The sequence below is a fragment of the Pseudomonas sp. Irchel s3b6 genome (assembly GCF_900187415.1).
Classification (GTDB): domain Bacteria; phylum Pseudomonadota; class Gammaproteobacteria; order Pseudomonadales; family Pseudomonadaceae; genus Aquipseudomonas.
In genome coordinates this window covers 124,140-136,022 of record NZ_FYDM01000010.1, presented here as the reverse complement: position 1 = coordinate 136,022, position 11,883 = coordinate 124,140, and the positions used below count along the sequence as shown (strand labels likewise).

Genomic DNA, 11,883 nt, shown 5'->3' with positions numbered 1-11,883 from the left:
CAGGCGGTGTGAAGCCAGGCACTCTGCTGGCCGGTTAAAGAAAATGCCCGTATCGGAAGATACGGGCATTTTTTATGTGCCAATCCAGAGTGGAATCAGCTCCCGGAACGTGCTGTTCCACTTTTCCTGGACGTGACCTGATCCTCAGGAAGCGACAAAAAATGGCAGCGCAAGGTACAACTTGATCACGATGACATTAACGATGTCGATGAAGAAAGCCCCTACCATTGGCACCACTAGAAACGCTATCTGCGAAGGCCCGTAGCGCTGTGTCACCGCTTGCATGTTAGCAATGGCCGTTGGCGTGGCACCCAGCCCAAAACCGCAATGCCCTGCCGCCAGTACTGCCGCATCGTAGTTACTGCCCATGACTCTGAACGTCACAAAAATCGCAAACAGCGCCATGACCAACGTTTGGACAGCCAGGATGATGAAGATCGGCAAAGCCAGCGAAGCCAGATCCCATAGCTTGAGTGACATCAAAGCGATCGCCAGAAACAGCGACAAACTGACATTCCCCAGCACAGAGACTTCACGCTCAAATACCTGATACAAACCAAGCGCTGAAAGCCCGTTGCGTAAAACAACACCCACGAACAAGACGCAAACAAACGTCGGCAACTCAAATGCGGTTCCGAGGAGCAGTCCATTCAGAAGAGAACCTGCCAGTAAGCTGACGGCGATCAGCGCGAGTGTCTCGATAAACGAAAATGGTGTGATCGAGCGCTCTTTGTTCGGCTGTTCAAAGCCCTTTGGCACCCGTGGCTTTTCTTGTTCAAGGCAGCCGGATACTTGTGTACGTTTGATCAGCAGGCGAGCGACCGGCCCACCAATCAAACCGCCCAGCACCAATCCAAACGTCGCAGAGGCCATCGCAAGCTCAGAGGCGGAAGCCAGACCGTACTTCTCACTGAACGTCGCCCCCCACGCAGCGCCTGTACCGTGACCGCCCGCCAAGGTAATTGAGCCGGTCAACAGCCCCATCAAAGGATCGAGCCCCAACGCTTTTGCGAGACCGATACCCATGGCATTCTGAACCACTAGAAGCCCGGTGACCGCCAGTAGAAAAACCCCCACTACGCGCCCGCCTTTCTTCAGGCTGGCGAAGTCAGCACTCAAGCCAATGGTGGCGAAAAACGCCAACATCAAGGGCGTCTGCAATGAAGTATCAAATCGGACTTCAACATCAAGACCTCGCAAAGCCAAGAGAACCAAGGCGACCACCAGGCCACCGGCTACAGGCTACAGGCTCGGGGATGTTGTAGGCGCGTAAGAAACCAACACGTGTGACAAGTCCGCGACCCAGCAAAAGTACTAAAGAGGCGGCTACTAATGTTCCATAAAAATCGAGCTGAACCATCTGGATTATTCTTGGATATATATTCAGGGGCGAACTTTTTACCTGGACACGCCTCCTGAACAGGTTGATCGTCTCAACACTGATTAGTTTTAGATTCAAGGACCTTCAATGGTTTGAATATATCAAAATATTTCTTGAAATATTTCGTGGGGGCAACCTTATCAACCGACAAGTGTCATTGCCAAGCATATAGGCAGTACTGGCAACTTGTAGTTGTGACTAAAAGTGTAAGAACCATAGGTGTGATTGCACGGTAAACCCCCGATGCACTAATTGCCGTAATTGGCAAGCACCATACACAACTAGAAACATTTAGTTAATTTCGGAAATGAAAATGCCCCAACTTATCGGGGCATTTTCTTTAACGCGGCGAACTTCGTTTTCGCACGGCCTGATCAGACCTTTTGTATGCGCTGACTTCTTAATGTGGGAGCGGGCTTGCTCCCACAAGGGGATTTGAGCTGGTTATTATTTGATCAAGCGCCAGGTGAACGGGTACCGATAAGGAAACCCTTCATTGGCTTTCACCCCGGCAATGATCGTCAACACCAGCGCCCCGATGGCCAGCAGGCCGAACAGGAAAAACCCGATGACCACCACCATCAGCAACAGGCAGATGGCCGAGGCAATGGCCACGCTGATCTGGAAGTTCAGCGCCTCCTTGCCCTGGTCATCGATAAACGGGTCCATTTCGCGCTTCATTTGCCAGAGAATCAGCGGCCCGATCAGCGAGCCGAACGGCACCCAGATCCCCAGCAAGGCCGAGAGATGGCAGAACATGGCCCACTGACGAACCTCACGGCTCGGCGCGGGCACCGGTAGTTGCTCATCACTCATGACGCTCTCCTTGCCGGGAATCGGAACAATCAGTCAGCCAGCGCGGCTTTTTGCAGGTCGAAAATTTCGCTCATGCCTTTTTTCGCCAGCTCCAGCATCGCGGTCAGCTCTTCAGGCTGGAACGGCGCGCCTTCGGCAGTGCCCTGCACTTCGATGAAACCACCGGTGCTGGTCATCACCACGTTCAGGTCGGTCTCGGCAGCCGAATCCTCCAGGTAGTCCAGGTCCAGCACTGGCTCGCCCTGATACATGCCGACCGAAACAGCCGCGATCATTTGCTTGAGCGGGTCGCCGCCCTTCAGGCCGCCGCGCTTCTTGATCACTTTCAAGGCATCGACCAGCGCAACCATGGCGCCGGTGATCGAAGCGGTACGCGTACCGCCGTCAGCCTGGATCACATCGCAGTCGACGTACAGGGTGACATCGCCCAGCTTGGACATGTCCAGCGCCGCGCGCAGGGAACGGCCGATCAGGCGCTGGATTTCCAGGGTGCGGCCGCCCTGCTTGCCACGGCTCGCTTCACGCTGGTTACGCTCGCCCGTGGCGCGCGGCAGCATGCCGTATTCGGCGGTCAACCAGCCCTGGCCCTGGCCCTTCAGGAAACGCGGTACGCCGTTCTCGACGCTGACGGTGCAGATCACCTTGGTATCACCGAACTCGACCAGTACAGATCCCTCGGCGTGTTTGGTGTAGTTGCGGGTGATGCGGATCGAGCGGAGCTGATCGGCAGCGCGACCACTTGGACGTTTCATAGAGGAACACCTGTACGGAGGACGGAAATCTGCCGAGCATTATAGGGCGAGCGGACGCGCCTGGGCACTTCTAAAAACCCGGAGCGACGAGCGAAGGCTCTGAACAGCGCCATGCGACGAGCTGCAGCGCTTTGTCACACGCGCCATTTGGGAGCATCCGCCGCACTGCGCTACAATCCTGCGCCTTTGCTGCCAGTCGGCTTAAATTCATTGATATCGGGCTCCCGGAACATCGGTTCTGCGCCGATCTGCATTGCGAGGTACCCCCATGGTGCACAGCATGACCGCCTTCGCCCGCGTCGAGAAAGCCGGCGTCCAGGGCACCCTGAGCTGGGAACTGCGCTCGGTCAACAGCCGCTACCTGGAACCCCACCTGCGCCTGCCGGAGTCGTTCCGCGACCTCGAAGGCGCCGTGCGCGAAGCGCTGCGCCAGGGCCTGTCCCGGGGCAAGCTCGAATGCACCCTGCGCTTCACCGAAGAAAGCACCGGCAAACCGCTGCAAGTGGATCGCGAGCGCGCCGCGCAACTGGTCGCTGCCGCCGAGACCGTCGCTGGCCTGATCAGCAATCCTGCTGCGTTGAATCCGCTGGAAGTGCTGGCCTGGCCCGGCGTACTGGTAGCCGATGCTACTGACCCGCAAGCCCTGAATGCCGAGGCCCTGACGCTGTTCAACCAGGGTCTCAAGGAACTCAAGGCCGGACGCGAGCGCGAAGGCGCGGAGCTGGCCCGGCTGATCAACGAACGCCTGACCTCCATTGAAGAAGACGTGGTGACCCTGCGCGAACTGGTTCCGCAGATGCTCGCCACCCAGCGCCAGAAAGTCCTCGACCGCTGCGCCGACATGAAGGTCGAGCTCGACCCGCAGCGCCTGGAACAGGAAATGGTCATGCTCGCGCAAAAAAGCGACGTCGCCGAAGAACTGGACCGCCTGAGCACCCACATCATTGAAGTGCGCCGCGTGCTCAAGTCCGGCGGCGCTGCCGGTCGGCGCCTGGACTTCCTGATGCAGGAACTCAACCGCGAAGCCAACACCCTGGGCTCCAAGGCCTTCGACCCGCGCAGCACCCAAGCGGCGGTCAACCTCAAGGTGTTGATCGAACAAATGCGCGAACAAGTGCAGAACATAGAGTAAGGCTACCCCGACATGACCCATAGCACCGGCACCCTCTACATCATTTCCGCCCCTTCGGGCGCGGGCAAGACCAGCCTCGTCAAGGCCCTGATCGACGCGCAGCCGCAAATCCGCGTCTCGGTCTCGCACACCACCCGCGCCATGCGCCCGGGCGAAGTGAACGGCGTCAACTATCACTTTGTCGCCCGCGAAGAGTTCGTGAAGATGAGCGAGCACGGTGACTTCCTGGAGCGCGCCGAAGTGTTCGGCAACCTCTATGGCACCTCGCAAAGCCACCTGCAACAGACCCTGGATGAAGGTCACGACCTGATTCTGGAAATCGACTGGCAAGGTGCCGAACAGGTCCGCAAGCTGATGCCGCAGGCTCGTTCGATCTTCATCCTGCCGCCAAGCCAGCAAGCACTGCGCCAGCGTCTGACCAACCGCGGCCAGGACAGCGACGAGATCATCGAAGGCCGGATGCGTGAAGCCGTGAGCGAGATGAGCCACTACGTCGACTACGACTACCTGATCATCAACGACGATTTTGCCCACGCACTGGACGATCTGAAGGCGATTTTCCGCGCCAACCAGCTGCACCAGAAGCGCCAGCAACAGCGTCACGGCAAATTACTAGCTGAATTGCTGGGCTAAAGAGCACTTCCCAAAACCGCTGCAGGGGCTTTACATTGGTACTTGCAGCGCGTTGAAGAGCCTGGTCAAAAAATCAGCGCTTCCCTAAACGCTGGTGATTTTTTAAACTGTTGAGTCCGCTCGCCCAACCGGGCAGCGCGCATATTGCATTCGCTCCGAGGAATACCATGGCCCGCGTAACCGTTGAAGACTGCCTAGAACACGTGGAAAACCGCTTTGAGCTGGTCATGCTCTCTACCAAGCGTGCCCGTCAACTGGCCACCGGTGGCAAAGAGCCATTGGTTCAGTGGGAAAATGACAAGCCTACGGTTGTCGCCCTGCGCGAAATCGCTGAAGGCCTGATGAGCTACGAGTTCATCGCCAATGCAGAAATCGTCGAAGACGAACCGCTGTTCGCAGCGTTCGAGGACGAGTCCAACGAGGCCGTCTAAGCCTATGCCTGGTCGACGTAGCACGGCGCGGGATCACAGCCATCGGCAGGAGTCATCATGCCGAGCATAGACGCCCTCGCCGATCGCTTATCGACCTACCTCGGCAATGACCAGGTCAACCTGGTCCGCCGAGCGTACTTCTACGCCGAACAAGCCCACGACGGCCAACGCCGCCGCAGCGGCGAGGCGTATGTCACGCACCCGCTCGCGGTCGCGAACATTCTTGCCGACATGCACATGGACCATCAGAGCCTGATGGCGGCGATGCTGCATGACGTGATCGAAGACACCGGTATCGCCAAGGAAGCGCTGCAAGCGCAGTTCGGTGAAACCGTGGCTGAATTGGTCGACGGGGTCAGCAAACTGACCCAGATGAACTTCGAGACCAAGGCCGAAGCCCAGGCTGAAAACTTCCAGAAAATGGCCATGGCCATGGCGCGCGATATTCGCGTGATCCTGGTCAAGCTGGCCGACCGCCTGCACAACATGCGCACGCTGGAAGTGCTGTCCGGTGAAAAACGCCGACGCATTGCCAAGGAAACCCTGGAAATCTATGCGCCCATTGCCAACCGGCTGGGCATGCACGCCATCCGCATAGAGTTCGAAGACCTGGGCTTCAAGGCCATGCACCCGATGCGTTCCGCGCGGATCTACCAGGCCGTCAAGCGCGCCCGGGGCAACCGCAAGGAAATCGTCAACAAGATCGAAGAGTCCTTGAGCCACTGCCTGGCCATCGACGGCATTCAGGGCGAAGTCAGCGGTCGCCAGAAACACCTCTACGGCATCTACAAGAAAATGCGCGGCAAGCGTCGGGCCTTCAACGAGATCATGGACGTCTATGCGTTCCGGATCATCGTCGACAAGGTCGATACGTGCTACCGCGTACTGGGCGCCGTACATAACCTGTACAAACCGTTGCCGGGTCGCTTCAAGGACTACATCGCGATCCCCAAGGCCAACGGCTATCAGTCGCTGCACACCACGCTGTTCGGCATGCACGGCGTTCCGATCGAGATCCAGATCCGCACCCGTGAAATGGAAGAGATGGCCAACAACGGCATCGCCGCGCACTGGCTGTACAAATCCAGTGGCGACGAGCAGCCAAAAGGCACTCACGCCCGCGCCCGCCAGTGGGTCAAGGGCGTGCTGGAAATGCAGCAACGCGCCGGCAACTCGCTGGAATTCATTGAAAGCGTGAAGATCGACCTGTTCCCGGACGAGGTCTACGTGTTCACGCCAAAAGGCCGGATCATGGAGCTACCCAAAGGCTCCACAGCGGTCGACTTTGCCTATGCCGTGCATACCGACGTCGGCAACAGCTGCATCGCCTGCCGGATCAACCGTCGTCTCGCGCCACTGTCCGAACCCCTGCAAAGTGGCTCCACCGTCGAGATCGTCAGTGCCCCCGGCGCGCGGCCGAACCCTGCCTGGCTCAACTTCGTGGTCACCGGCAAGGCGCGAACCCACATCCGCCATGCGCTGAAGCTGCAACGCCGCTCCGAATCCATCAGCCTCGGCGAACGCTTGCTGAACAAAGTGCTCAACGGTTTCGACAGCTCGCTGGAAAAAATTCCGGCCGATCGCGTCAAGGCGATGCTCACCGAGTACCGCCTCGAACTGATCGAAGACCTGCTCGAAGACATTGGCCTGGGCAACCGCATGGCCTATGTCGTGGCACGCCGTCTGTTGGGCGAAGGCGAACAGCTGCCAAGCCCCGAAGGCCCGCTGGCCATCCGCGGCACCGAAGGCCTGGTGCTCAGTTACGCCAAGTGCTGCACCCCTATCCCCGGCGACCCGATTGTCGGTCACCTGTCTGCGGGCAAGGGCATGGTGGTGCACCTGGACAACTGCCGCAACATCAGCGAAATCCGCCACAACCCGGAAAAATGCATCCAGCTGTCGTGGGCCAAGGATGTCACCGGCGAATTCAATGTCGAGCTGCGCGTCGAGCTGGAACATCAGCGCGGCCTGATCGCGTTGCTGGCCAGCAGCGTCAACGCCGCCGACGGCAACATCGAAAAAATCAGCATGGACGAACGCGATGGTCGTATCAGCGTGGTCCAACTGGTGGTCAGCGTACACGACCGTGTACACCTGGCCCGCGTGATCAAGAAGCTGCGCGCCCTGACCGGGGTGATCCGCATCACCCGCATGCGTGCATAGCCCGCCCACATAGCCCAGTCATTACAAGGAGTCATTCATGACCAAGACCGTTATCACCAGCGACAAGGCCCCGGCGGCCATCGGCACCTACTCCCAGGCGATCAAGGCTGGCAACACCGTCTACATGTCCGGCCAGATCCCGCTCGACCCAAAAACCATGGAACTGGTCGAAGGTTTCGAAGCCCAGACCGTTCAGGTGTTTGAAAACCTCAAGGCCGTGGCAGAAGCGGCCGGTGGTTCGTTCAAGGACATCGTCAAGCTGAACATCTTCCTCACCGACCTGAGCCACTTCGCCAAGGTCAACGAGATCATGGGCAAGTACTTTGACCAGCCGTACCCTGCTCGCGCCGCCATTGGCGTGGCTGCCCTGCCAAAGGGTTCGCAGGTTGAAATGGACGCCATTCTGGTCATCGAGTAACACGCGCGGCGCAACCTCACGGGTTGCGCCAGCTCCGCTTCCTAAGGATTCTCCTCATGCGCAAAGCGCTAGCTCTCTCATTGCTCGCGGTGTTTCTGGGCGGCTGTGCCAGTGACCCCGCCGACCGCGATATCAGCGGCACCTGGATCAACCAGGCGGCAATCGATGCAGCCTCAAAGGGCGTTCCGCTGCGTGAAGCACTGCAAGCCAACGGCCCGAACCTGGAATGGGACGTCAACACCAAGGCAGGTCAGGCACGCTACACCAATGGCTTCGAAAACGTCGAAGGCAAGGTACTGGGCGAGCAATCAGGCGCCTGGAAAATCGAGATTTACGGCAGTTCCGGCACCGAATTGAAGCGTGACGGCAAACAACTGCAGCAAGTGGCCAGCGACAACGAGCCAGAGCAAGTGTTCGACCGCCCGAAAGATACCGCCCCTGAAGGCGCACCGCTGGGTGCCAGCTTCGAACGCGCACTCTACTCAGCCTATCTGGGCGGTGGCTGGAAGATCGTCAATGGCCCTGGTGAAGGCAACACCGTTCAGTTCCAGGCCGATGGCGCTGTCCAGGGCCTGCCCGGTGCTGACCGCTACGCCCTGTGCCTGGCGGGCGATTGCGCCTCCATGAGCGGTGGCAATGACACGATCTGGTTGCAACTCAACGGCCAGGGCAACCCGTGGATCTTCACCCGCCAGGGTGACGACATGGAGATTTTCCAGACGGTCAACGGTGCACAGGCCGATGAAGTACCGTCATTCTCTCCGGGCAAACGCCAATGGACACTGGAAAAGCAGTGATCAACGGACGCGTAGGAGCGAGCGTGCTCGCGATGAACTCAAGAGCAACGCGTTGATTCAGTCAATGCGCTTTATCGTTAACGTCCATCGCGAGCGTGCTCGCTCCTACAGGTCACTGCGTCAGGTATTGCCTTCCAGAATCGCCGCATAACCTTCACGAAAGCTTGGATAGCGGGGCGTCCAGCCCAGCGCCTTGGCGCGGGCGTTGCTGCAACGCTTGCTGCCGGTACGGCGCACGCTGGCATCCTCAGCCCACTCGGTGACCCCAAGGTACTCGCGCAACCAGTCCACGACCTCTGCCAATGGTGCCGGCGCATCGTCGACGCCGATGTAGCAGTCATCCAGCGCAACGCCTTGATGATCGGCATTGAGCAGAAACGCCAGCAAACCGGCCGCATCGTCGACGTGAATGCGGTTGCCATACAGCGGCGGATCGACGACCACCCGATAACCCCGGCGTACCTGGGTCAATAGCCACTCGCGGCCCGGGCCATAGATGCCGGTCAACCGCACAAGGCTCGTCGGAAAACCGCTGGCGAGTGCCACCTGCTCGGCCTCCAGCATCACACGCCCCGAGTAACTGACCGCTTGGGCTGGTGAGGCTTCATCCACCCATTCGCCATCCTGTTGCTCGTAGACACTGCTGCTGGAGACAAACAGCAGGCGTTCGGGTGCCTGACCGTAGTCATTCAGCCAACCCAGTACATGCTGCAAGCCCTGAATATAAGCCGCGCGGTAACCGGCCTCATCGTGATCGGTGGCCGCCGCGCAATACACCAGGTAATCCACCGCACCGACAGGCCAGGTCGCCGGGCAGTCTTCATTGAACAGGTCACCGGCAATGCCAATAACGCCCTCGGGCAGGCGCGAGATGTCACGCCGCAAGCCATGAACCTCCCAGCCCAAGGACAGCAATCGAGTGGCCAGGCGGCCACCGACATCACCGCAACCGGCAATCACCACAGAAGGCCCAGACATTAAAAATCCCTCATCAGAAAGGTACAGACTAGCCCCGGCAATAGACGACCGGCTAGCAGTGGAAGAAAAAAAGAGACTCCATTACTTCTGTTAACAAGAATTACTTGCAATAATGCCCGCCACTTTTGTTCTCGGCCCACGAGGCCTGGAAGGACATCAATCCTCTTTCTCTCTCAGGTCCGGCCAGCATGACACGCAATCCACAATCCGCTTCGCCAACCAAGCCCACTCGTCCAGCGCGCGCCTTCAGCACTGCAGCTGCACTGGTGTTCAGCCTGCTGCTGGCCCCGTCCGCGGCTTTCGCCGATGAGCCGACCACCCCTGCACCGGTCGCCGCTGCAGCACCTGCGCCAGCCGTTGATGCAGCCCACGGTGCCACGGCCGTGACACCTGTCGCAGCGGCCCCATCCCTGGCGGCCGAAGGCACCGAGATTGACGGCCCTGAAGTACTGGAATCCGACAACACGCTGGGCATGGCCCATGACCTGTCGCCGTGGGGCATGTACCAGAATGCCGATATCATCGTGAAGCTCGTGATGATTGGGCTGGCCATCGCCTCGATCATCACCTGGACCATCTGGATTGCCAAAGGCTTTGAGCTGATGGGCGCCAAGCGTCGTCTGCGCGGTGAAATCGCCCAGCTGAAGAAAGCCACCACCCTTAAAGAAGCCAGCATGACAGCCGGCAAGGAAGGCACGCTGGCCAACCTGCTGGTCCATGACGCCCTCGAAGAGATGCGCCTGTCGGTCAACAGCCGCGAAAAAGAAGGCATCAAGGAGCGCGTCAGCTTCCGTCTTGAGCGCCTGGTCGCCGCTTGCGGTCGCAACATGAGCAGCGGCACCGGCGTGCTGGCCACCATTGGCTCCACCGCCCCCTTCGTCGGCCTGTTCGGCACCGTGTGGGGCATCATGAACAGCTTCATCGGCATCGCCAAGACCCAGACCACCAACCTCGCCGTGGTCGCACCCGGCATCGCCGAAGCCCTGCTGGCAACGGCACTGGGCCTGGTGGCTGCGATTCCTGCCGTGGTCATCTACAACGTCTTCGCCCGCTCAATTGCCGGCTACAAGGCCCAGGTCTCCGACGCGTCGGCTGAAGTGCTGCTGCTGGTCAGCCGCGACCTTGATCACCAGCCAGGCGAGCGCTCCACGCAACCGCACATGGTCAAAGTAGGGTAATCGGCCATGGGCTTGCATTTAAAGGAAGGGGCGGACGACGACCTCGTCGAGAACCACGAAATCAACGTCACGCCGTTCATCGACGTGATGCTGGTGCTGCTGATCATCTTCATGGTGGCAGCCCCCCTGGCCACTGTGGACATCAAGGTTGACCTGCCTGCCTCGACCGCCAAGCCGGCACCGCGACCAGAAAAACCGGTGTTCCTCAGCGTCAAGGCCGATCAGCGCCTGTACCTGGGTGAAGACGAAGTCAAAACCGAAACCCTTGGCGCGATCCTCGATGCGCGCACCCAGGGCAAGAAAGACACGACCATCTTCTTCCAGGCCGATAAAGGCGTGGACTATGGCGATCTGATGCACGTGATGGATACCCTGCGCGCAGCCGGCTACCTGAAAGTCGGTCTGGTCGGTCTTGAGACGGCAGCCAAGAAATGATCACGACGCGCCAAAAGCTGACGCGTTACAGCGGTAGCCTGGCGGTGGTGCTGGGCGTCCATGCGGTCGCGGTTATTCTCGCGCTCAACTGGACGTCCTCCCCCCCTGTCGCGCTGCCGCCGATGGCGATGCTGGTCGAGTTGGCGCCGCTTCCGGCACCACCGCCTCCCGCGCCCCCCAAGGTCGTAACGCCGCCACAACCTCCGACACCGGAGGAAGAGTTGCCGCTGCCCAAACTCGCCGAGGCGCCCAAACCGACGATCTCGGTGCCCAAGCCGGTCAAACCCAAGCCCAAGCCTCAGCCACCCAAGCCCGTGGAGAAAAAGCCGGAGCCACCGAAGGACAAGCCCGCCGAGGAGAAACCTTCCGACGCACCGCCAACCAACACCCCCGCGACAAAATCCGCACAACCGGCACCCGGCCCGTCGGCGGCGCAGACTGCGGCCAAGGCCAGCTGGGAAGGCACGCTGCTGGCGCACCTGCAGAAGTACAAGAAGTACCCGGCAGGCGCACAGGCACGGGGCAAGGAAGGCCTGAACCGCCTGCGCTTCGTGGTCGACGCTGAAGGCAAGGTACTGTCCTTCGAACTGGTAGGACGTTCCGGCAATGCCGATCTGGACCGGGCCACCCTGGAAATGATCCGCCGCGCCCAGCCACTGCCCAAGCCGCCCGCCGAGATGCTGAAAAACGGCTCGATCGAAATTGTTGCACCCTTTGTGTACTCGCTGGAGAAACGCCGGCGCTGACGGGGTACGCAAAACCTTCGCCA

The 11,883-nt window shown here is 59.7% G+C and carries 12 protein-coding genes and 1 pseudogene; 9 read left to right on the top strand and 4 right to left on the bottom strand.

Annotation, left to right across the window (positions count from 1 at the left end; all coding sequences use genetic code 11):
* Positions 1-144 precede the first annotated feature (144 nt).
* From gltS to rph, 3 genes and pseudogenes are all read right to left on the bottom strand, one after another.
* Positions 145-1,360, bottom strand: a pseudogene (gene gltS / locus CKW07_RS17735) (sodium/glutamate symporter).
* A gap of 468 nt (positions 1,361-1,828) precedes the next feature.
* Positions 1,829-2,197, bottom strand: a complete 369-nt coding sequence (locus CKW07_RS17730) for a DUF4870 domain-containing protein (RefSeq protein WP_095146309.1) — start codon at positions 2,195-2,197, stop codon at positions 1,829-1,831.
* Positions 2,198-2,226: 29 nt separating this feature from the next.
* Positions 2,227-2,949: a ribonuclease PH gene (rph, locus tag CKW07_RS17725; protein ID WP_095081291.1), complete on the bottom strand. Its 723-nt coding sequence runs from the start codon at positions 2,947-2,949 to the stop codon at positions 2,227-2,229.
* A gap of 268 nt (positions 2,950-3,217) precedes the next feature.
* Between rph and CKW07_RS17720 the strand changes: the two genes are divergently transcribed.
* From CKW07_RS17720 to CKW07_RS17695, 6 genes are all read left to right on the top strand, one after another.
* On the top strand, positions 3,218-4,081 hold the full coding sequence (locus CKW07_RS17720; protein WP_095081289.1) for a YicC/YloC family endoribonuclease: 864 nt from the start codon (positions 3,218-3,220) through the stop codon (positions 4,079-4,081).
* A 12-nt stretch (positions 4,082-4,093) separates the two neighbouring features.
* Entirely contained in the window at positions 4,094-4,714 is a 621-nt protein-coding gene (gene gmk / locus CKW07_RS17715) for a guanylate kinase (RefSeq protein WP_095146308.1), read from the top strand.
* A 167-nt stretch (positions 4,715-4,881) separates the two neighbouring features.
* Positions 4,882-5,145 carry a DNA-directed RNA polymerase subunit omega gene (gene rpoZ, locus CKW07_RS17710; protein WP_003177259.1) on the top strand — a complete coding sequence of 88 codons (264 nt, stop codon included), beginning with the start codon at positions 4,882-4,884 and terminating at the stop codon, positions 5,143-5,145.
* Between the two features lie 57 nt (positions 5,146-5,202).
* On the top strand, positions 5,203-7,308 hold the full coding sequence (gene spoT, locus CKW07_RS17705; protein ID WP_095146307.1) for a bifunctional GTP diphosphokinase/guanosine-3',5'-bis pyrophosphate 3'-pyrophosphohydrolase: 2,106 nt from the start codon (positions 5,203-5,205) through the stop codon (positions 7,306-7,308).
* 37 nt (positions 7,309-7,345) lie between these two features.
* Complete coding sequence (locus tag CKW07_RS17700; RefSeq protein WP_003229509.1) at positions 7,346-7,726, top strand: RidA family protein; 381 nt, start codon at positions 7,346-7,348, stop codon at positions 7,724-7,726.
* Positions 7,727-7,782: 56 nt separating this feature from the next.
* Positions 7,783-8,523, top strand: coding sequence for a hypothetical protein (locus CKW07_RS17695; RefSeq protein ID WP_095146306.1), 741 nt, complete (start codon positions 7,783-7,785; stop codon positions 8,521-8,523).
* Between the two features lie 120 nt (positions 8,524-8,643).
* On the opposite strand, the gene CKW07_RS17690 is transcribed toward CKW07_RS17695, so the two are convergent.
* Positions 8,644-9,501 carry an SDR family oxidoreductase gene (locus CKW07_RS17690; RefSeq protein WP_095146305.1) on the bottom strand — a complete coding sequence of 286 codons (858 nt, stop codon included), beginning with the start codon at positions 9,499-9,501 and terminating at the stop codon, positions 8,644-8,646.
* A 188-nt stretch (positions 9,502-9,689) separates the two neighbouring features.
* On the opposite strand from CKW07_RS17690, the gene exbB reads away from it, so the two are divergent.
* The 3 genes from exbB to CKW07_RS17675 are packed head-to-tail and all read left to right on the top strand — an operon-like array spanning position 9,690 to position 11,860.
* Positions 9,690-10,679 (top strand): tonB-system energizer ExbB, encoded by a 990-nt coding sequence (gene exbB / locus CKW07_RS17685; protein ID WP_095146304.1) that lies wholly within the window; start codon positions 9,690-9,692, stop codon positions 10,677-10,679.
* A gap of 6 nt (positions 10,680-10,685) precedes the next feature.
* Positions 10,686-11,114 carry a TonB system transport protein ExbD gene (exbD, locus tag CKW07_RS17680; protein WP_095081277.1) on the top strand — a complete coding sequence of 143 codons (429 nt, stop codon included), beginning with the start codon at positions 10,686-10,688 and terminating at the stop codon, positions 11,112-11,114.
* Positions 11,111-11,860, top strand: coding sequence for an energy transducer TonB (locus tag CKW07_RS17675; RefSeq protein WP_095146303.1), 750 nt, complete (start codon positions 11,111-11,113; stop codon positions 11,858-11,860). The genes exbD and CKW07_RS17675 overlap by 4 nt, the downstream gene beginning before the upstream one ends.
* Positions 11,861-11,883 lie beyond the last annotated feature (23 nt).